Source organism: Nocardia sp. NPDC051833, assembly GCF_040681225.1.
GTDB lineage: Bacteria > Actinomycetota > Actinomycetes > Mycobacteriales > Mycobacteriaceae > Nocardia.
Genome location: NZ_JBFAYK010000001.1, coordinates 1,827,580 through 1,851,823, shown reverse-complemented (window position 1 = coordinate 1,851,823; position 24,244 = coordinate 1,827,580). Strand labels below are relative to the sequence as shown.

Here is a 24,244-nt window from a genome sequence, read left to right as displayed (position 1 = left end):
GCCTCGCTAGTTCTACAGGTGAGGCGCCTGCGTTCCGGTGTCGTCGGGGAGCGCCTGCGCAGGTGTTCCGGAAGCGAGGTTTGGGTTGGACCGGCTGGATTTCGGCGGAAACGGCGAAACTGGTGACGGACGTGGAGTCTCTGCGGAGTACTTCCCGCTCTCGCCCGCACAGCTGGGTATCTGGTACGCGCAGCACGTCGACCCACAGGTGCCGATCAACATCGCCCAGTTCGTCGACCTGCGTGGCCGGCTCGATGTCGCGGTGCTCGAGCAGGTCAGCTCGCAGGCCGCCGCGGAGCAGCAGTCGGGCTTCCTGCGCATCGTCGAGATCGACGGCGAGCCGATGCAGACCGTCGACCTCACCCTCGACGACACGCTGATCTACGTCGACCTGCGCGACGAGGCCGACCCTGAGGCCGCCGCGGCGGCGTGGATGCGCGCCGAGTACAGCCGCCCGCTCGACATCGTCGCCGACCGCCTGGTCCAGGCCGCCGCGCTGCAGCTCGAGGACGAGCGCTGGTACTGGTACGCCCGCGTCCACCACATCGTGCTCGACGGTTTCGGCGCCAACAACTTCGTCACCCGCACGGCACAGCTCTATACCGCGGCCGTCACCGGCGTCGACGCGCCTGCCAACAAGGCCACCGATCTGCGCGCGCTCTACGAGTCGGAGATCGCCTACCGCGACAGCTCTCGCTTCGAGTCCGACAAGGCGCACTGGGCCCAGCGCGTCGCCGGGCTGGAAGAGGGCAGCAGCCTCACCGGCCGCTCCGCGCCGCCCTCGCCGGTCAACGACGTCACCAGCGCCGCCCTGAGCCCCGCCCAGGACGAGCTGTTCGGTGAGGCCATCGCCCGCCACGACACCACGTCGGCCCCGCTGCTGATCGCCGGTTTCGCGGCGTACCTGGCGCAGATCACCGGCACCGAAGACGTCATCCTGAGCCTCCCGGTGACCGGCCGCACCACCGCCGTGATGCGCCGCTCCGGCGGTGTGACCTCGAACATCGTGCCGCTGCGCCTGCGCGTCGGCCACGACACCACCGTGGCCGAGCTGCTGCGTTCGGTGACCACCGAGGTCTCCGGCGCGCTGCGCCACCAGCGGTACCGGCACGAGGACATCCGCCGCGATTCGGCGGGCGAGGGCATGGTCGCCACGGAGTTCTTCGGCCCGTGGGTCAACATCATGCTGTTCGACAACGAGCTGCGCTTCGGCGACATGGACGGCACCCTCAACGTGCTCTCCACCGGCTCGATCGAAGACCTGGGCGTCAACTTCTATCAGTCGCATGGCGGCACCCGCTCGCACATCGACTTCGAGACCAACCCGAACCTGTACTCGGCGGCCGACGCGGCGACCCATCACGCTCGGTTCCTGGAGTTCTTCGACCGCTACCTGGCCGCCGACGCGGACGCGACTGTGTGGTCGTTGCCGGTCACCGGCGCCGCCGAGCTGGAGCGCTCGCTGACCGAGTGGAACGACTCGGCGCACGAGGTCCCCGCGACCACGCTGCCCGCGCTGCTGGACGCGCAGATCCCGCTGACCCCGGACAACATCGCCCTGAACTTCGAGGGCGAGACCCTGACCTACGCCGAGTTCGGCGCGCGGGTCAACCGCCTGGCCCGGTTCCTGATCGCCGACGGCGTCGGCCCGGAGTCGCTGGTCGCGCTCGGCATGCGCCGCTCGCTCGACCTGGTGATCGGTATGCACGCGGTGCTGCGCGCCGGTGGCGCGTACGTGCCGATCGACCCGGATCACCCGGCCGACCGCACCGCCTACATCCTCGAGTCCGCGGCACCGGTCTGCGTGCTGACCACCACCGGCGACGACCTGGACCTACCGAGCACGGTGGCCAGGGTCGCACTTGACACCCTCGACACCGCCGCGTTCGCCGACACCCCGATCACCGACGCCGAGCGCCTGGCGCCGCTGCGCCCGGACAACACGGCCTACGTCATCTACACCTCGGGTTCGACCGGCCGTCCCAAGGGCGTCGCGGTCACCCACCACGCGATCGTCAACCAAGAGCTGTGGATGCTCGACGAGTACCGGTTGACCGCCGACGACGTCTACCTGCAGAAGACCGCCACCACCTTCGACGTGTCGCTGTGGGGCTACTTCCTGCCGCTGATGGTCGGCGCCGAGCTGGTCATCGCCTCGCCCGACGGCCATCGCGACCCGCTCTACGTCGCGGACATGATCGAACGCCACGGCGTCACCGTGACCGACTTCGTGCCGTCCATGCTGACGGTGTTCGTCTCGCACGCCACCCGGGCCCAATGCGAAACGCTGCGTGCGGTTTTCGTCATCGGTGAGGCGCTGCCGCCGGAGACCGCCGCCGGTCTGCGCGCGATCTCCACCGCCGGTCTGCACAACCTGTACGGCCCGACCGAGGCCGCGGTCTCGGTCACCTACTGGGAGGCCACCGAGGCCGACACCGTCACGGTGCCGATCGGTATCCCCGAGTGGAATGTCGAAGTGTACGTGCTGGATTCGCGGCTGCGCCCGGCCGCGATCGGCGCCCCGGGTGAGCTGTATCTGGCGGGTCGTCAGCTGGCCCGCTGCTATCGCGGCCGCCCGGACCTGACCTCGGATCGCTTCGTCGCCAACCCGGTCGGCGCGCCCGGTGAGCGCATGTACCGCACCGGTGACCTGGTGCGCTGGAACGCCGACGGCGTGCTCGAGTACATCGGCCGCACCGACTTCCAGGTGAAGTTCCGTGGTCAGCGCATCGAGCTCGGCGAGATCGAGACCGACCTGCTCGCGCACCCGAGTGTGTCCCAGGCCGCGGTGCTGGTGGTCGACACCGCCACGGGTCAGCAGCTGGTGGCCTATGTGGTGCCCGCGCCGGGCCAGTCCGCCGATCCGGTGTCGCTGACCAGGTTCGTCGCCGAGAAGCTGCCCAGCTACATGGTGCCCGCGTCGATCATGGTGCTCGACGCGTTCCCGCTCAACACCTCCGGCAAGCTGGACCGCAAGGCCCTGCCCGAGCCCGTCTTCACCGCCGCCGCAGGCGATTTCCGCGCCCCGCGCACCCCGGCCGAGCAGATCGTGGCGGGCATCTTCGCCGATGTGCTGTCCCAGGAGCGGGTCGGCGCCGACGACAACTTCTTCGAACTCGGCGGCAACTCGCTGGTCGCGACCCAGGTCGTGGCCCGCATCGGCGCCGCGTTCGGCATCCAGCTGGGTGTGCGGGCGCTGTTCGAGACCCCGACCGTGGCCGGGCTGGCCGCGCGGGCCGAATCGGCGACGCCCGCCGACATCTCCGCCGCGCGCCCGCCGCTGGTGGCGCTGCCGCATCCGGAGCAGGTGCCGCTGTCGCTGGCCCAGCAGCGGATGTGGTTCATCAACCAGTTCGACCCCGCCGCACCGACGTACAACCTGCCCTTCGTGGTGCGGATGAAGGGCCGCGTCGACGTCGACGCGCTGATCTCGGCGCTCGACGACGTCGTGGTGCGCCAGGAATCGCTGCGCACCATCTTCCCCGACGCCGACGGCGGCTTCCAGCAGGTGCTCGGCGCCGACCAGTTCGATCTGGGCATCACGGTGACCCCGATCGATCAGTCGCTGCTGCACGACGAGCTGATCCTGTTCGCCTCCACCGGTTTCGACGTCACCCTGGAACTGCCGATCCGCGTGCGGATCTACCAGGTGACCGGCGGAACGACCAATGGCACACCGGAATTCGCGGTCGCCTTCGTTGTCCACCACATCGCGGCCGACGGCTTCTCGTTCGGTCCGCTGGCCCGCGACGTCGCCACGGCCTACCTGGCCCGCTCGGCGGGCGAGGCGCCCGGCTGGGCGCCGCTGCCGGTGCAGTACCGCGACTACACCCTGTGGCAGCGCGAACTGCTCGGCGCCGAGAGCGATCCCACGTCGATGGCCGCGCGCCAGCTCGACTACTGGCAGCGGGCGCTGGACGGCCTGCCCGACCAGCTCGACCTGCCCAGCGACCGCCCGCGCCCGCAGCAGCAGAGCTTCCGTGGCGCCCGGGTCGGTTTCGAGATCGACGCGCAGACCCACGAGCAGCTGGCCGCGCTGGCCCGCGCCAACGGCGTCACCCTGTTCATGGTCATGCACGCCTCGCTGGCCGTGCTGCTGGCCCGGTTGTCGGGCACCACCGACATCGCGGTCGGCACGCCCATCGCCGGCCGTGGTGAGCAGGCGCTCGACGACCTGATCGGCATGTTCGTCAACACCCTGGTGTTGCGCTCCGACGTCGACCCGACCCAGCCGTTCAGCGAGTTCCTCGCCCGCACCCGCGAGACCGACCTGAGCGCGTTCGCCAACGCCGATGTGCCGTTCGAGCGGCTCGTCGACGTGCTCAACCCGTCGCGCTCCCAAGCGCGGCATCCGCTGTTCCAGGTGGTGCTGTCGTTCCAGGAGATGTCGCACGGCACCCTGGAGCTGCCCGGCCTGTCGGTCGACGCCGACGAGGTCGAGGTCGACATGGCCAAGTTCGACCTGCAGTGGACGCTGACCGAGGAACACACCGTCACCGGCTCGCTGTCGGGCATGACCGGTGTGCTCACCTACGCCGTCGACCTGTTCGACCAGTCGACCGTGGAAGAGCTGCTGCTGCGCTGGCGGCGCGTGCTCGACGCGATCCTGGCCGACCCTGCGGTCACCGTCGGCGCCATCGACGTGCTCGACGACGCCGAGCGCACCGACCTGATCACCCGCTACGGCGCGCCCGCCGCGGTGGCGCGCACCCTGCCGCAGCTGATGGCGCAGGCCGCCCTCGACACCGAGGCCACCGCCGTGGTGTTCGAGGGGACAGCTGTGTCCTACGGCGAACTGGATCGCCGCTCGAACCAGTTGGCGCGCTTGCTGATCCAGCAGGGCCTGGGCGCCGAGGACTTCGTCGCCGTCGCGGTGCCGCGCTCGCTGGAGTCGGTGCTGGCGGTGTGGTCGGTCGCCAAGACCGGTGCCGCGTTCGTGCCCGTCGACCCGAACTACCCGGCCGACCGCATCGCGCACATGATCACCGATGCCGGTGTGTCCGTGGGTATCACGGTCACTTCCGAGGCCGACGAGCTGCCGGAATCGGTGCGCTGGATCGAGGTCGACGACATCGATCTCGACGACATCTCCGACGCGCCGCTGGCCCCGCGCGAGCTGGTCCGCCCGACCGATCCGGCCCAGCCCGCGTACCTGATCTACACCTCCGGTTCCACCGGTGTGCCCAAGGGCGTGGTGGTCACCCACGCCAGCGTGGCCAACTTCTGCGCCGAGCAGATCGACCTGTACTCGCTCGACTCCGACACCCGCGCACTGCATTTCGCCTCGCCGTCGTTCGACGCGTCGGTGCTCGAGCTGCTGCTGGCGCTGGGTCGCGGCGGCACGCTCGTCGTGGTCCCGCCGGGCGTCTACGGCGGTGAGGAACTGCGCGACATCCTCATCACCGAGGAGGTCACCCACGCGTTCGTCACCCCGGCCGCGCTGGCCACCTTCGACGCACGCGGCCTGGACCACCTGCGGGTGCTGGCCGCCGGTGGTGAGGCGGTCCCGCCGGAGCTGGTCACCAAGTGGGCGGTGCGCCTGCCCGACGGTTCGCGCCGCATGCTGGGCAACGTCTACGGCCCGACCGAGACCACCATCGCCTCCAACCTGTCCGAGGGCCTGATCCCGGGGGAGCGGGTCGTCATCGGTGGACCCATCCGCGGTGTCCACACCCTGATCCTCGACGACCGCCTGCGCCCCGTGCCGGTGGGCGTGGCCGGTGAGCTCTACATCGGCGGCGTCGGCATGGCGCGTGGCTACCACGCGCGTGCCGCGCTGACCGCCGACCGCTTCGTCGCCAACCCCTACGCGCCCGGCCTGCGGATGTACCGCACCGGTGACGTGGTGCGCTGGACCGCCGACCGCAATGTCGAGTACGTCGGCCGCTCCGACTTCCAGGTGAAGGTCCGCGGTTTCCGGATCGAACTGGGCGAGATCGACTCCGCGCTGGCCTCGCACGAGACCGTCGATTTCGCGGTCAGCATCGGCCACAAGAACAAGGGCGGCAGCACCTCGCTGGTGTCCTATGTCGTCGCGGTGCCCGGCAGCTCGATCGATGTGCCCGCGCTGACCGACCATGTCGCGCAGCGCCTGCCCGCCTACATGGTGCCGTCCTCGATCATGGTGCTGGCCGCGATCCCGCTGACGGTCAACGGCAAGCTCGACCGCCGCGCGCTGCCGGCGCCGGTGTTCGAGGTGCGCGAGTTCCGCGCGCCGACCACCCCGATCGAGCAGATCGTCGCGCAGGTCTTCGCCGACGTGCTCGAGCTGTCCCGGGTCGGCGTCGAGGACGACTTCTTCGAGCTGGGCGGCAACTCGCTGATCGCCACCCAGGTCGCCTCCCGCATCGGCATCGCCCTGGACACCAGGGTGCCCGTGCGCATGCTGTTCGAGGCCCCCACCGTGGCGGCGCTGGCCGCGCGGGTGGAGTCCCAGGCCGGTGACGGTGCCCGCAAGGCGCTGGTCGCCCGCGAGCGGCCCGACCTGGTGCCGCTGTCGCTGGCCCAGCAGCGCATGTGGTTCCTCAACCGCTTCGACACCGCCTCGGCGGTCAACAACATCCCGGTCGCGATCCGCCTGTCCGGCGAGCTGGACGTGGCCGCGCTGCAGGTCGCGGTCATCGACGTGATCGACCGGCACGAGTCGCTGCGCACCGTGTTCCCCGAGTCGGGCAACGGCCCGGTGCAGGTGGTGCTCGACGCCGCGCAGATCGTCCCCGACCTGACCCCGTACCGGGTCACCGAGGACAACCTCATCGATCACCTGATCGACCTGGCCTCGATGGCCTTCGACGTGACCAGCGAAGTGCCGCTGCACGCACGGCTCTTCGAGATCAGCGAGACCGAGTACGTGCTCGGCATGGTGGTGCACCACATCTCCGCCGACGGCTGGTCGATGGCGCCGCTGTCGCGCGATGTCATCGTCGCCTACGCCGCGCGCACCTCCTGGGAGGCGCCGACCTGGGCCGAATTGCCGGTCCAGTACGCCGATTACGCGCTCTGGCAGCGCGAGGTCCTCGGCTCCGAGGACGACCCGCAGTCGCTGATCTCCTCCGAGATCGACTACTGGACCCGCGAACTCGCCGATCTGCCCGACGAGCTGGTGCTCCCGGCCGACCACCCGCGCCCGCCGGTGGCCAGCTACCGCGGTGGCACCTACAGCTTCGTCATCTCCGGCGACACCCAGCGTGCCCTGGTGGAACTGGGCCGCCGCTACAACGCCTCGCTGTTCATGGTCATGCACAGCGCGCTGGCCGTGCTGCTGGCCCGCGCCAGCGGCACCAGCGACATCGCCATCGGCACGCCGGTGGCGGGCCGTGGTGACCAGGCCCTCGACGACCTGGTCGGCATGTTCGTCAACACCCTGGTGCTGCGCAGCCAGGTCGAGGGCGCGACCTCCTTCGCGGCCCTGCTCGACCAGGCCCGCGAGACCGACCTGCAGGCGTTCGCGCACGCCGACGTGCCGTTCGAGCGGCTCGTCGAGGTGCTCAACCCGCCGCGGTCGCAGGCGCGCCATCCCCTGTTCCAGGTGATGCTGTCGTTCCAGAACAACAAGCAGGCCTCGCTGCAGCTGCCCGGCCTGTCGGTCAGCGGCATCGACTACGACTCCCAGCTGGCCAAGTTCGACCTCCAGCTGACCCTGACCGAGGTGCAGGACACCGACGGTGAGGCCGGCGGCATGTCGGCCGAGTTCTCCTACGCCCTCGACCTTTTCGAGGAGTCGACGGTCGCCGCGTTCGCGCGCAGGCTCGACAACATCTTCGCCGCGATCGTGGCCGATCCCGAGGTCGCCGTGGGCGACATCGATCTGCTCGCGCCCGAGGAGCACGCGCAGGTCCTCGTCGACTGGAACGACACCGCGCGCCCGGTGCCCGCCGGCACCCTGGTCTCGCTGTTCGACGCCCAGGTCGAGCGGACCCCCGACGCGGTCGCGCTGGTCTTCGAGAACGAGCGGCTGAGCTACCGCGAATTGCAGGAGCGCGCCAACCGCATCGCCCGCAGGCTGATCGCGGACGGTGTCGGCCCGGGTGCGCATGTGGCACTGGCCATCCGGCGATCCACCGAACTCGTCGTCGCCATGTACGCGGTGCTGCAGGCGGGCGCGGCGTACGTGCCGCTGGACCCGGACCAGCCCGCCGACCGCATCGGCCACATCCTCGAGACCGCCCGGCCGGAACTGGTGCTCACCAGCCGCCGCGACGCGTTCGAGGCCGACGGCGTCACCGTGCTCGCCGTCGAGAACATCGAATCGCCCGCCGATTTCGGCTCGGCGCCGATCACCGACGCCGAGCGCACCCAGCCGCTGCGCGCCACCAACACCGCCTACGTGATCTTCACGTCGGGTTCGACCGGCCGCCCCAAGGGCGTCGCGGTCGACCACGCCGCGATCGTCAACCGCCTGCTGTGGATGCAGCACGAGTACCCGATCGACGGCGCCGACGCGGTGCTGCAGAAGACGCCGGCCACCTTCGACGTGTCGGTCTGGGAGTTCTTCTGGCCCTTGCAGACCGGCGCGCGCCTGGTCGTCGCCAAGCCCGACGGCCACCGCGACCCGGTGTACCTGGCCCAGGTCATCGCCGAGCACGGCATCACCACGGCGCACTTCGTGCCGTCGATGCTGTCGGTGTTCGTGTCCACCCTCGGCAGCAACGGCAACGGCAACGCGGTCCGCTTGCGTCAGGTGTTCGCCTCCGGTGAGGCGCTGCCCGCGCCGACCGCGCAGCGCCTGCGCGAGCTGACCGGCGCTCGCCTGCACAACCTGTACGGCCCCACCGAGGCCGCGGTCGACGTCACCTATCACGAGGTCGTCGACACCGACGTGGAGTCGGTGCCGATCGGCCGTCCGGTGTGGAACACCAAGGTGTTCGTGCTGGATTCGCGGTTGCACCCGGTGGCCCCCGGTGTCGCGGGTGAGCTGTATCTGGCGGGCGATCAGCTCGCCGTCGGTTACCTCAACCGGGCCGATCTCACCGCCGACCGCTTCGTCGCCAACCCGTACGGCGCGGCCGGTTCGCGCATGTACCGCACCGGTGACCTCGTCACCTGGACCCGCGACGGGGAACTGAACTACCTGGGCCGCACCGACTTCCAGGTGAAGCTGCGCGGTCTGCGGATCGAGCTCGGCGAGATCGAGGCGACCCTGCTCGCGCAGCCGGGCGTCGCGCAGTCGGTCGTGGTCGTGCGCGCCGACGCGCACGCGGGCGACCAGCTCGTGGGTTATGTCGTGCCCGAAGCGGATTCGGGCATCGACGTGGCGGCCGTGAAGGCGGGCATCACCGCCGAGCTGCCCGCGTACATGGTCCCCGCCGCGCTCGTCGTGCTCGACGAGTTCCCGCTCAACGCCTCGGGCAAGCTCGACCGCAAGGCGCTGCCCGCGCCGGTGTTCGAGGCCAAGGTGTTCCGTGCGCCGTCGACCCCGATCGAGGAGATCGTCGCGGAGATCTTCGCCGACCTGCTCGGCGCCGATCGTGTCGGCGTGGACGACGACTTCTTCGCCCTCGGCGGCAACTCGCTGGTCGCGACCCAGGTCGCGGCCCGCCTGAGCAAGGCCCTCGACGCCGAGGTCGGCGTCCGCACCCTGTTCGAGGCGCCGACCGTCGGCGCGCTCGCGGCCAGGGTGGAGTCGCACGCAGGCACCGGCGTGCGTGCCGAGCTCACCGCGCGGCCGCGGCCCGAGCACCCGCCGCTGTCGCTGGCACAGCAGCGGATGTGGTTCCTCAACCGCTTCGATCTCGGTGACACCGGCGACGCGGGCACCTACAACATCCCGGTCGCCGTGCGCCTGCAGGGCCTGCTCGATCTGCCCGCGCTGCGCGGCGCGGTCGCCGACGTCATCGCCCGGCACGAGTCGCTGCGCACCGTCTACCCCTCGCACGACGGCACCGCCTTCCAGAAGGTGCTGGCCGCCGCGGTCTCCATCCCCGACCTGGAACTGGTCGAGGCCGACGAGACCGACATGGCGATCTCGCTCTACGAGTTCGCCCGGCGCGGTTTCGATGTCACCGCGCACGCCCCGGTCCGCCTGCGGGTCTACGAGCTGGGCGAGCGCGAGCACGTGCTGGTGATGGTGGTCCACCACATCGCCTCCGACGGTTTCTCGCTGCGCCCGCTGGTGCGCGACCTGATGACCGCCTACGTGGCGCGCACCGCCAACGCCGAGCCGGGCTGGCCGCCGCTGGCGGTGCAGTACGTCGACTACGCGCTGTGGCAGCGCGAGACCCTCGGCGAGGAGACCGATCCCACCTCGCTGATCTCCGAGCAGCTCGACTACTGGCGCGGCGCGCTCGCCGATCTGCCCGACGAGCTGCGCCTGGGCCACAAGTCGCGGCCGGCGCAGGCCACCTACCAGGCGGGCACGCACCGCTTCGAGGTGCCGGGCGAGCTCGTCGACGCGCTGAACCGGGTCGCCCACGAGCACGGCACCACGCTGTTCATGGTGGTGCACAGCGCCTTCGCGGTGCTGCTGTCGCGGCTGTCGGGCACCGAGGACATCGCCGTCGGCATCCCCGTCGCCGGTCGTGGCGAGCAGGCGCTCGACGACCTGGTCGGCATGTTCGTCAACACCCTGGTGCTGCGCGCGCAGGTCGACCCGGCCGCCTCGTTCACCGAACTGCTGGCCCGGGTCCGCGAGCACGACCTGGCCGCCTTCGCGCACGCCGACGTGCCGTTCGAGCGCCTGGTGGAGGTGCTCAACCCGGCCCGCTCGCAGGCGCGGCACCCGCTGTTCCAGGTGATGCTCTCGTTCCAGAACCTGGGCCGCACCACCCTGGAACTGCCCGGCCTCACCGTCTCCGAGCTGGGTATCGACCAGCACGTGGCCAAGTTCGATCTGCAGCTGGCGCTCAGCGAGGTGCCCGCCGACGACGACAGCCACATCGAGGCCGAACTCGTCTACGCCACCGACCTCTTCGACGCCGGCTTCGCCGCCACCTTCGGCGCGCGCCTGCTACGCGTGCTCGAGGGCGTCGTTGCCGACCCGGCGGTCGTCGTCGGTGACATCGAACTGCTCGACGCCGCCGAGCGCACCCTGGTGCTCGACCGCTGGAACGACACCGAATTCGCCGTCGACGCCGCGCTGAGCACCCCCAGCGACGACGACCCGGCCACCCTCAACGCCCTGTTCGAGGCGCAGGTCGCGCGCACGCCCGACGCGACCGCGCTCACGTTCGATGCGACGAGTCTGTCCTACGCCGAGTTCGCGGTGCGGGTGCGTCAGCTGGCGCGCTGGCTCAAGGACGCCGGTGTCGGCCCGGAATCGTATGTGGCCCTGGGCATGCGGCGCTCGATCGACCTGCTGGTCGGCATGTACGCCGTGTCCGCCGCCGGTGGCGCGTACGTGCCGCTGGACCCCGATCACCCGGCCGAGCGCATCGAGCACATCCTCGAGACCGCGCAGCCGGTCTGCGTGCTGACCTCCGGCGAGAGCCTGCCCGGCGTGGCCGGGCGCGAGGTGCGCATCGACCAGCTCGACCTGTCCGGTCAGTCGGCCGAGCCGGTCACCGACGCCGACCGGCATCGTCCGCTGCGCTCGGACAACACCGCCTACGTCATCTTCACCTCCGGCTCGACCGGTCGCCCGAAGGGTGTGGCGGTCAGCCACGCCGCGATCGTCAACCGCCTGGTCTGGATGCACGCCGCCTACGGCCTGGCCGCCGACGACGTGGTGCTGCAGAAGACGCCCGCCACCTTCGACGTGTCGGTGTGGGAGTTCTTCTGGCCCCTGCAGGTCGGCGCGCGCCTGGTGGTGGCCAAGCCGGACGGGCATCGCGACCCGGCCTACCTGGCCCGCCTGATCGCGGCCGAGCAGGTCACCACGGTGCACTTCGTGCCGTCGATGATGGCCGTGTTCGTCACCGAACCCCTTGCCGCGGACTGTGTCTCGCTGCGCAATGTGTTCGCCTCCGGTGAGGCGCTGCCGTCGCCGACCGCGCAGCGCCTGCGCGAGCTGACCGGCGCCGCGCTGCACAACCTGTACGGCCCCACCGAGGCCGCGGTCGACGTGACCTATCACGAGGTCACCGACGCCGACACCGATACCGTGCCGATCGGCGCCCCGGTGTTCAACACCCGTCTCTACGTGCTGGATTCGCGCCTGCGGCCCGTTCCGGTGGGTGTCGCGGGTGAGCTCTATCTTGCGGGCGTGCAGCTGGCGCACGGCTATGTGGGTCGCCCCGACCTCACCATGGACCGCTTCGTCGCCGATCCGTTCGCGCCCGGCGAGCGCATGTACCGCACCGGTGACCTCGTCACCTGGACCCCGGCCGGTGAGCTGGAATACCTGGGCCGCACCGACTTCCAGGTGAAGCTGCGCGGTCTGCGCATCGAGCTCGGTGAGATCGAGTCGGCGCTCACCGCGCTGCCGCAGATCGCCCAGTCGGTGGTCGTGGTCCGCGCCGACGAGCGCACCGGTGATCAGCTGGTCGCCTACGTGATCCCGCAGCAGGGCTCGATCGTCGACACCGACGCGGTCAAGGACGCCCTCGGCGCCGAGCTGCCGGTGTACATGGTCCCGGCCGCCTACGTGGTGCTGAACGCCTTCCCGCTCAACGCCTCCGGCAAGCTGGACCGCAAGGCGCTGCCCGCGCCGGTGTTCGCCGCGCGCACCTTCCAGGCGCCGGTCACCCCGGTGCAGCAGATCGTCGCCGCCACCTTCGCCGAGGTCCTCGGCGCAGGCCAGGTCGGCCTCGACGACGACTTCTTCGAGCTCGGCGGCAACTCACTGGTCGCCACCCGGGTCGCCGCGCGCCTGTCCGAGGCGCTCGACACCCAGGTGCCGCTGCGCGCGCTGTTCGAGGCCTCGACCGTGGCCTCGCTGGCGGCCCGCGTGGAGACCGCCACCGGCCGCGGCGGGCGCATCCCGCTGGTGCCGCAGCCGCGTCCCGAACTGGTGCCGCTGTCGCAGGCCCAGCAGCGAATGTGGTTCCTCAACCGCTTCGACAACCGCACCGCCGTCAACAACATCCCGGTGGCCATCCGCCTCACCGGTGACCTCGACGTCGCCGCGCTGGAAGCGGCCATCGCCGATGTGACCGCGCGGCACGAGTCGCTGCGCACCTTCTACCCCGAGCTCGAAGGCGCCGGCTACCAGCAGGTCCTGCCCGCCGACGAGGTCCGCTTCGCGCTGCCCGCCCAGCCGGTCACCGCGAACGAGGTCGTCGCCCGTGTCGTGGAACTGGCGAGCGTGCACTTCGACGTCACCCGCGAGGTGCCGTTCCGCGCCAGCCTGCTGCGCGTCGACGAGCGCAACCATGTGGCCGTGCTGGTCATGCACCACATCAGCGGTGACGGCTTCTCGCTGCGCCCGCTGCTGCGCGATGTCGTGGTCGCCTACACCGAGCGCGTCCGGGGCGAGGTCCCCGCGTGGGCGCCGCTCGAGGTGCAGTACGCCGACTACACGCTGTGGCAGCGCGAGGTGCTCGGCGAGGAGTCCGATCCCGAGTCGGTCGCCGCGAGCCAGATCGCCTACTGGACCGAGCAACTGCGCGACCTGCCCGACCAGATCGAGCTGCCCGCCGACCGCCCGCGTCCCGAGATCGCCACCAATGCCGGTGACCTGTACCGCTTCTCGGTCGACGCCCGGCTGCATCAGGCGCTGACCGAGATCGCCCGCGCGCACGGCGTCACGCTGTTCATGGTGATGCACGCCGCGCTGGCCACCTGGGCGGCGCGCCTGTCCAACAGCACCGACATCGCCATCGGCACCCCCATCGCGGGTCGTGGCGAGCGCACCCTCGACGACCTCGTCGGCATGTTCGTCAACACCCTGGTGCTGCGCAGCGAGGTGAACCTCGGCGGCAGCTTCGGCGACCTGCTCGACCAGGTCCGCAAGGTCGACCTGTCGGCCTTCGCCAACGCCGACGTGCCGTTCGAGCGGCTCGTCGACGTGCTCAGCCCGACCCGCTCGCAGGCCCACCACCCGCTGTTCCAGGTGGCGCTGACCTTCGAGGCGGCCACCGCCGCCGACACCGGCACCGTCGCGCTGCCCGGCCTCGACCTCGACGTCGTCGACTTCGACCCGGGCACAGCGAAATTCGACGTGCAGCTGACCGTGGGCGAGGCCGCCGACGGCTCGCTGGCCATGTCCTGGAACTACGCCACCGATCTGTTCGACGCCGAGACCGTCGCCGCCTTCGGCGACCGCCTGGTGCGCATCCTGCGCAGCGTCGCCGAGAACCCGGACGTGATCGTCGGCGACATCGACCTGCTCGGCGAGGCCGAACAGCGCGACGTCGCGCAGCGCTGGGTGTCCTCCGGCGCCGACGCCATCGCCCTGCCGGTGATCCACGACGCCAGCACCCCGGCGGGTCACCGTCGCGGCCTGTTCGGCAACAAGCACACCACGCTGGTCGACCTGTTCGACGCGGCCGCCGCGGCCTACCCGGACCGCATCGCCGCCAAGTTCGGCGTCGAGTCGCTCACCTACGCCGAGCTCGACCGCCGCGCGAATGTGCTGGCGCGCAGGCTGATCGACGACGGCGCCGGCCCGGAATCGCTGGTCGCGGTGATCCTGCCGCGCTCGCTCGATCTCGTCGTCGCGCTGCTGGCCGTCGTCAAGACCGGCGCGGGGTACGTGCCGGTCGACCCGACCTACCCGGCCGAGCGCATCGCCTACGTGCTCGAGGATTCCCGCCCCACCAGCGTGGTCCTCGACTCCACCGTCCAGGTGACGGTGCCCGCGCACCTGCCCTCGGTGGTGCTCGACGGCTTCGCCGTGGAGACCGGCAATATCGAGGACGCCGACGATCAGCCGATCACCGACGCGGACCGGATCGCGCCGCTGTCGCCGGACAACGTCGCCTACGTCATCTACACCTCCGGCTCGACCGGCCGCCCCAAGGGCGTCGCGGTCGCGCACCGGAACGTGGTGCGCCTGTTCGCCAACACCGATCGCGACTTCGGCTTCGGCCCGCGCGATGTGTGGACGCTGTTCCACTCCTACGCCTTCGACTTCTCGGTGTGGGAGCTGTGGGGTCCGCTGCTGTTCGGCGGCTCGCTGATCGTCGTCGACTACTACACCTCGCGCTCGCCCGAGCAGTTCCTGGAACTGCTGCGGGTCGAGCAGGTCACGGTGCTCAACCAGACGCCCTCGGCGTTCTACCAGCTCGCCGAGGCCGACCGGATCGCCGGACCCGGCCTGGCGCCGCTGGCCCTGCGCTACGTCGTCTTCGGTGGCGAGGCGCTGGAGCTGCGCCGGCTCTCCGACTGGGTGGCCCGGCACGGTGACAGCGCGCCGACGCTGGTCAACATGTACGGCATCACCGAGACCACGGTGCACGTGTCTTACCGCGCGCTCGACGCGAAAACCATTGCCGCCGCGGCCGGTTCGGTCGTCGGCCGGGCCATCGCCGGGCTCGGCGTGTACGTGCTCGACAACCGCCTGCGGCCGGTGCCGGTCGGCGTCGCGGGTGAAATGTATGTCGCCGGACCGCAGTTGGCGCGTGGCTACCTCGGCCGCCCCGACCTGACCGCCACCCGCTTCGTCGCCAACCCCCTCGCCGGTCCGAACCAGGCGGGCTCGCGCCTGTACCGCTCCGGTGACCTCGCGCGCTGGAACCGCTTCGGCGAACTCGAATACCTCGGCCGCGCCGACGATCAGGTGAAGGTCCGCGGCTTCCGCATCGAGCTCGGTGAGATCGAAGCCGCCGTCCTGGCCCAGCCCGGCATCGCCCAGGCCGCGGTCATCGTCCGCGAGGACCAGCCGGGCGACCAGCGCATCGTCGCCTACGTGGTCGCCGACGGCGACGCCCAGCCCGACCTCGACGTCGTGCGCAGCGGCGCCGCCGAACAGCTGCCCGCCTACATGGTCCCGGCCGCGCTGGTCCGGCTCGAGTGGATTCCGCTGACCGTCAACGGCAAGCTGGACCGCCGTGCCCTGCCCGCTCCCGCGGTGCAGGCCAGGGCCTTCCGCGCCCCGGTCACCCCGGTGCAGGAGACCGTCGCCGCGGTCTTCGCCGACGTGCTCGGCCTGGACCGGGTCGGCGTCGACGACGACTTCTTCGACCTCGGCGGCAACTCGCTCATCGCCACCCGCGTGGTCGCCCGCATCGGCGCCGCGCTCGGCGCCACCGTGCCGGTGCGCGCGCTGTTCGAAGCCTCCACCGTGGAAGCCCTCGCGGCCCGGGTGGAATCGCACACCGGCGGCACCGCCCGCGCGGCGCTGGTCGCCCGCGAGCGCACCGAGGGTGAGCTGGTGCCGCTGTCGTTCGCGCAGCAGCGCATGTGGTTCCTCAACAAGTACGACACCAATTCGGCGGCCTACAACCTGCCCGTGGCCATCCGCCTCACCGGCGCGCTCGACACCGAGGCGCTGGCGCTGGCACTGGCCGACCTGGTGCGCAGGCACGAATCGCTGCGCACCCGCTACCCCGAGCACGGCGGCACCCCGGTGCAGCAGATCGTGGCCGCCGAACGCATCTCGCTGGACCTGCGCCCGGTCACGGTCGCCCAGGACCGGCTGTTCGACACGGTCACCGAGTTCGTCTCCACCGGTTTCGATGTGGCCGAACAGGTTCCGCTGCGCGCCCGGCTGTTCAAGGCGAGCGAGCACGAGCACGTCCTCGTCGTGGTCGTGCACCACATCGCCGCCGACGGCTTCTCCATCGCGCCGCTGACCCGCGACGTGATGCTGGCCTACACCGCCCGCGCCCAGGGCACCGCGCCCGGCTGGGCGCCGCTGCCGGTGCAGTACGCCGACTTCGCGATCTGGCAGCGTGCGGTGCTCGGCACCGAGGACGACGCCGACTCGCTGCTGTCGCGCCAGGTCGGGTACTGGCAGCGCCAGCTCGCCGGTGTCCCCGACGAGCTGACCCTGCCGTTCGACCGGGCCCGCCCGGCCATCGCCTCGCATCGCGGCGCCACCGTGCACCGCGAGCTCGCGCCGGAACTGATCGCGAAGCTCGACGAGGTGGCCCGTCGCCAGGGCGCGTCGCTGTTCATGGTCATGCACACCGCGCTCGCGGTGCTGCTCGCGCGCCTGTCCGGCTCCGACGACATCGCCATCGGCACGCCCATCGCGGGCCGTGGTGAGCAGGCCCTCGACGACCTGGTCGGCATGTTCGTCAACACCCTGGTGCTGCGCACCGGCGTGCGCCCGGCCGAGTCCTTCACCGATCTGCTCGAGCAGGCCCGCAAGGCCGACCTCGACGCCTACGGCAATGCCGACGTGCCGTTCGAGCGGCTGGTGGAACTGCTGGCGCCGGAGCGCTCGCAGTCGCGCAACCCGCTGTTCCAGGTGATGCTGGCCTTCCAGAACCTGGATCGCACCACCCTGGAACTGCCCGGACTCGCGGTCTCCGCGCTCGATCTCGACGAGAGCGTCGCCCGCTTCGACCTGCAGTTCACCCTGTCCGAGCTCGGTGAGCCGGGCAGCGGCGGCATGGCGCTGGCCCTGAACTACGCCACCGAACTGTTCGACGAGGCCACCGTCGACACCATCGCGACCCGCTGGGAGCGCGTGCTCGCGGCCGTCGCCGCCGACGCGTCGGTGACCGTTGGCGCGATCGACGTGCTCGACGCCGCCGAGCGGACCGACCTGGTCTTGCGGGTCGGCGAGCCGCCGGTGCCAGCGCGCACCCTGCGCAGCCTGCTGGCCGAGGCCGTCGCCCTGAACCCGACCGGCGATGCCGTGGTGTTCCAGGGGACAGCTGTGGCCCACCCGTCGCCCGACCACCGCCCCTCATCGAGTCGCTTCGCGACGCTGTCGTATTCCGAGCTGGACGAGCGCTCGAACCGCTTGGCGCGCTTGCTGATCGCCGAGGGCATCGGCGCCGAGGACCTCGTCGCCGTCGGTGTCCCGCGCTCGGCCGACTCGGTGTTCGCCGCCTGGGCCGTCGCCAAGACCGGCGCCGCCTTCGTGCCGGTCGACCCGACCTACCCGGCCGACCGCATCGCCCACATGGTCACCGACTCCGGCTCACCGCTGGGCCTGACCGTCGCGTCCGTGCGGGACGGTCTGCCGGAATCGGCACGCTGGCTGGTGCTCGACGAGCTGGATCTGGACGCCTTCGACGGCGGCCCGATCGACGACGCCGAGCTGGTCCGCGCGACCACGCCCGAGCAGCCCGCCTACGTCATTTACACCTCCGGCTCGACCGGTGTGCCCAAGGGCGTCGTGGTCACCCACGCCGGTCTGGCGAACTTCGGCGAGGAGCAGGCGCAGCGCTACGCCCTCGATTCCGATAGCCGCGCACTGCATTTCGCGTCGCCCTCGTTCGACGCCTCGATCCTGGAACTGCTGCTGGCGCTGGCCCGCGGCGGTGCGCTGGTCGTCGTCCCGCCGGGGGTCTACGGCGGTGACGAACTGTCCGAGCTGATCCGTGCCGAGCGGGTCACCCACGCCTTCATCACCCCCGCCGCGCTGGCGACCTTCGACCCGAGCGGCCTGGACTCGCTGCGGGTCCTCGTCGCCGGTGGTGAGGCGGTGCCCGCCGATCTGGTGAGCAAGTGGGCGGTTCCGCTGGCGGACGGCACGACCCGTGCCTTCCACAACGGCTACGGTCCCACCGAGACCACGATCATGACCAACATCAGTGCCGCGCTGACGCCGGGCGAGCTGGTCACCATCGGTGGCCCGACCCGGGGCATGCGCTCGCTGATCCTGGACGCCCAGCTCCAGCCCGTTCCGGTGGGTGTCGCGGGTGAGCTGTATCTGTCGGGCATCCAGCTGGCGCGCGGCTATCACGCCCGCGCCGGGCTGACCGCCGACCGGTTCGTCGCCGATCCGTTCGTGCCGGGGGAGCGGATGTACCGCACCGGTGACGTCGTGCGCTGGACCGCCGACAGCACCGTCGAGTACGTCGGCCGCTCCGACTTCCAGGTCAAGATCCGCGGTTTCCGCATCGAACTGGGCGAGATCGACTCCGCGCTCGCCTCGCACGAGACCGTCGACTTCGCCACCACCGTCGGCCACAAGAGCACCGCGGGCGCGGTCTCGCTGGTCGCGTATGTGGTTGCCGCGCAGGGCAAGTCGATCGACGTCGCGGCGCTGACCGCGCACGTCGAGGATCGCCTGCCCGCGTACATGGTGCCCTCGTCGATCATGGTGATCGACCACGTGCCGCTGACCCCGGTCGGCAAGCTCGACCGCAAGGCGCTGCCCGAGCCGGTGTTCGCCACCGAGGTCACCTTCCGCGCCGCGCGCAACTCCATCGAGCAGACCATCGCCGAGGTCTTCGCCGAGGTGCTCGGCGTCGAGCGGGTCGGCGTGGACGACTCGTTCTTCGCCCTCGGCGGTGACTCGATCGTCTCCATCCAGCTCGTCTCCCGGGCCAAGGCCCGTGGCGTGCTGTTCACCCCGCGCCACGTCTTCGAGCAGCGCACCGTCGCCGGTCTGGCCTCGGTCGCCGAGACCGCCGATGTGGCCTCGGCCGCCGCCGTCACGCTGGCCGAGCTGCCCGGTGGTGGCGTCGGCGAGATGCCGCTGACCCCGGTCGTGCGGTTCATGGCCGAGCGGTCCGGCTCGTTCGACCGGTTCAACCAGACCATGGCGCTGGAACTGCCGGTCGGCATCGACCGCGCCGGCATCGCCGCCACCGTCGGCGCGGTCATCGACCGCCACGACATGCTGCGCTCGCGGCTGCACCAGGTCGACGGCCGCTGGGTCGTCGACACCGCACCGGTCGGCGCGGTCGACGCCGACGCGCTGATCGACCACAGCACCTTCGACGCGACCGCCACCGACGAGGAGCTCGTCGGGATCGCCTCCGCAGCACTGGATGCCAGCCTCGACCGGCTCGATCCGGCCGCTGGCGTCGTCGTCCGGTTCGTATGGCTGGAGCCGACCGTGAGCGCGTCGGCGCCCGTGGTTTCGCTGCCCGCGACCGATGACGTCGCCGCTGCGCCCGCGATCTCGCTGCCCGTGCCCGGCGATGCCGCGGGTTCGCCCGTCGGCGCGCTGCCCGGCACCGAAGCCGCGGCTCCGGCGAAGGTCACCCGCGCCGGACGCTTGATCGTCGTCGCGCACCACCTCGTGGTCGACGGCGTGTCCTGGCGCATCCTGGTGCCGGACTTCGTCGCGGCCTGGGGCCAGCTGTCCGCCGGTCAGCAGCCGGAGCTGGTCGCCCCCGCCACCTCCATGCGGGCCTGGGCGCATGCGCTCGCCGACGAGGCGCGCAACCCTGATCGCACCGCCGAGCTGGACTTCTGGCGCGAGGTCGTGGCGACCCCCGATCCGCTGCTCACCGAGCGGCCGATGAACCCGGCCGTCGACGTCTCCGGCGTCATCGAGAAGCTGCCGGTCGAGGTGTCCGCCGAGGTCACCAAGGCCCTGCTGACCACCGTGCCCGCGCTGTTCCACGGCGGCGTCAACGACGGTCTGCTCACCGCGCTGGCATTGGCCGCCGCCAAGTGGCGGGCCGCTCGTGCCGCGGCCACCGGCGATCAGCTGCTGGTCCGCCTCGAAGGCCACGGCCGTGAGGAAGAGGTCGCGCCCGGCGCCGACCTGTCCCGCACCGTCGGCTGGTTCACCGCGATCTTCCCGGTCCGCCTCGACCTGGCCGGCATCGACATCGACGCCGCGCTGGCCGGTGGCCCCGCCCTCGGGCAGGCCGTCAAGGCGGTCAAGGAGCAGCTGCTCGCCGTGCCCGACAAGGGCATCGGCTACGGCCTGCTGCGGTACATGAACGCCGAGACCGCGGCGGAACTGCCCACCCAGCTGCCCGGTCAGATCAGCTTCAACTACCTGGGCCGCGTCGCCGACAGCGATGTCCCCGACGCGCTGCGCGGCTTCGGCTGGATTCCCGCGCCCGAGCTGGCCGCCCTCGGCGGCGCCTACGACGCCGACATGCCCGCGATGGCGCCGCTGGACGTCAACGCGATCGTCGTCGGTGACAAGCTCAGCGCCAATATCGGCTACCCGAGCACCCTGCTCGCGGCCGCCGAGGTGCGCGAGTTCGCCGACCTGTGGGTCACCGCGCTGGAAGCCGTCGCCCGGCACGCCAACTCGGCCGACGCCGGCGGCCACACGCCGTCCGACTTCGCGCTGGTGCGCTCGACCCAGGGCGATATCGAGGTCTGGGAGAAGCGGTACCCCGAGCTGACCCAGGTGTGGCCGCTGGCCGCCCTGCAGTCGGGCCTGTTCTTCCACGCCCGCCTGGCCGCGGACTCGGTCGACGTCTACACCGCGCAGGCGGTCCTGACACTCACCGGCCGCGTCGACGCCACCCGTCTGCGCGCCGCCGCCCAGGCCCTGCTGGACCGGCACGAGACCCTGCGCACCGCGTTCGTCACCGACCACGACGGCAACGCCGTGCAGATCGTCCTCGACCACGCCCAGGTGGCCTGGGCCGAGCACGACCGGACCGAAACGGGCGACTTCGCCGATCTCGTCGAGGCCGACCGCAACGCGCGCTTCGACCTGGCCGCGCCGCCGCTGATCCGCTTCACGCTGATCCGGATCGCCGAGGACGAGTGGCGCTTCGTGGTGTCCAACCACCACATCCTGCTCGACGGCTGGTCGACGCCGCTGGTCATGCGCGACCTGCTCGCGCTCTACGCGCTGCACGGCGACGCGAGCGCGCTGCCCGCCGTCCGCTCCTACCGGCACTTCCTGGAATGGGTTGCCCAGCAGGATCACTCGGTGTCGGTGGCGGCCTGGTCCGACGCGCTGCGCGGCGTCACCGAGCCCACCCTGCTGGCTCGTGCCGACGCGGGCCGCGAGATCGCGGCCCTGTCGGAGGAGTACCTGTTCGACCTGGACGAGCCGACCACGGCCCGCCTGGTCGCGCTGGCCGCCGACCTCGGCGTCACCCCGAACACGGTGCTGCAGGTCGCCTGGTCGATCGTGCTCGGCCGGATGACCGGTCGCGACGACGTGCTGTTCGGCACCACCGTCTCGGGCCGTCCGGCGCAGCTGTCCGGCGTGGAGTCCATGGTCGGCCTGTTCATCAACACCGTTCCGGTCCGGGTGCGCTTCGACGCCGCCGAATCGGTGCGCGCCGTGCTCACCCGCACCCAGGGCGAGCAGGCCGACCTGCTCGACCACCACTACGTGGGCCTGGCCGAGATCCAGTCGGCCGCCGGCATCGGTGGCCTGTTCGACTCGCTGGTGGTCTTCGAGTCCTACCCGGTCGACGCCGAGGGCATCAAGGCCCAGGCCGCCGATATCGACGGCATGGCCGTCACCGGCCTGGACGCCGCCGACGCCACGCACTACCCGCTGTCGCTGATCGCGCAGCTGGACACCCAGCTGCGTATCCGGGCCGGTTACCTGAGCGACCTGTTCGACGCCGCCACCGTGCACCGCATCGCCGAGCGCCTGATCCGGGTGCTCACCGCGATCACCACCGAACCCGGTGTGGCCGTCGGCGATATCGAACTGCTCGATACCGCCGAGCGCGAGCTGGTCGTGCGCGACTGGAACGCCACCGCGCACGAGGTGGACCGCGACGCCACGCTCGTCTCGATGTTCGAGGCCCAGCTGGCGCGCACTCCGCAGGCCACCGCCCTCGTCTTCGAGGGCGAGAGCCTGTCCTACGCCGAGTTCGCCCAGCGCGTCTACCGCCTGGCCCGCTGGCTGATCGATCGCGGTGTCGGCCCGGAAACCTATGTGGCCCTCGGCATGCGCCGCTCGATCGACCTGGTGGTCGGCATGTACGCGGTGAGCGTGGCCGGTGGCGCGTACGTGCCGCTGGACCCGGATCACCCGGCCGAGCGCACGGAATACATTCTGGCGACGGCGGATCCGGTGTGTGTGCTCACCTCGGGCACCGACCTGGAGATCGACACCGCGCAGGTCCGCATCGACCTGCTCGACCTGGTCGGCTACTCCGACACCCCCATCGCCGATGCCGAGCGCACGGTGCCGCTGCGGCCGTCGAACACCGCGTACGTGATCTTCACGTCGGGGTCGACCGGTCGCCCGAAGGGTGTCGCGGTCAGCCACGGCGCGATCGTCAACCGCCTGGTGTGGATGCAGACGGCGTACGGCCTCACCGCGTCCGACGTGGTGTTGCAGAAGACGCCTGCCACCTTCGACGTGTCGGTGTGGGAGTTCTTCTGGCCCTTGCAGATCGGCGCGCGCCTCGTCGTCGCCAAGCCCGACGGTCATCGTGATCCGGCCTACCTGGCCGAGATCATCCGGGCCGAGGGCGTCACCGTCACCCACTTCGTGCCCTCGATGCTCGCGGTCTTCGTCGCCGACGCCGCGGCCGCGCGCTGCGAGTCGCTGCGAATGGTGTTCGCCTCCGGTGAGGCGCTGCCGCCCAAGCCGGCGCATCGCCTGCGCGAGCTCACCGGCGCGGCCCTGCACAACCTGTACGGTCCCACCGAGGCCGCGGTCGACGTCACCTTCCACGAGGTCGTCGACACCGACACCGACACCGTCCCGATCGGCGCCCCGGTGTTCAACACCGAGGTCTACGTGCTGGATTCGCGGCTGCGGCCGGTCCCGGTGGGTGTCGCGGGTGAGCTGTACCTGGCGGGCACCCAGCTGGCGCGCGGCTACGTCGCCCGGCCGGACCTGACCGCCGACCGCTTCGTCGCCAACCCCTTCGAAGACGACGGCGCCCGCATGTACCGCACCGGCGACCTCGTCGCCTGGACCGAGCACGGCGAGCTGGAGTACCTGGGCCGCACCGACTTCCAGGTGAAGCTGCGCGGTCTGCGCATCGAGCTGGGCGAGATCGAGTCGGCGCTGACCGCGCTCGACGAGGTCGCCCAGTCGGTGGTCGTGGTCCGCGGTGACCAGCACACCGGCGATCAGCTGGTGGCCTACGTCATCGCCGCGCCGGGCCGCACCGTCGACATCGAGGACGCCCGCGAGGAACTGGGCAACAACCTGCCCGCCTACATGGTGCCCGCGGTGCTCATCGTGCTCGACGAGTTCCCGCTCAACGCCTCCGGCAAGCTCGACCGCAAGGCGCTGCCCGCGCCGGTGTTCGAGGCCGCGGTGTTCCGCGCCCCGACCACCCCGGTCGAGGAGATCGTCGCCGCCACCTTCGCCGATGTGCTCGGCCTGGAGCGGGTCGGCCTCGACGACGACTTCTTCGCCCTCGGCGGCAACTCGCTGACCGCGACCCAGGTCGCCGCCCGCCTGTCGGCCGCGCTGGAGACCGACCTCGGCGTGCGTGAGCTGTTCGAGGCCTCGACCGTCGTCGCCCTGGCCGCGCGCGCCGAGACGCACTCCGGCACGGACCGCCGCGCCGCCCTGGTCCCGCAGCAGCGCCCCGAGCGGGTGCCGCTGTCGCTGGCCCAGCAGCGCATGTGGTTCCTCAACCGCTTCGACCCCGAGTCCGCGGTGGACAACATC

General features: G+C 71.2%; 1 protein-coding gene (cut by a window edge). It reads left to right on the top strand.

The features are described 5' to 3' along the window. Positions 1 to 85 precede the first annotated feature (85 nt). Positions 86 to 24,244 carry the 5' portion of a non-ribosomal peptide synthase/polyketide synthase gene (locus AB0L91_RS08125; protein ID WP_365008198.1) on the top strand. The gene runs 19,572 nt beyond the window's last position, so 24,159 of the gene's 43,731 nt are visible here — the first part of the coding sequence; its start codon is at positions 86 to 88; its stop codon lies off the right edge, out of view.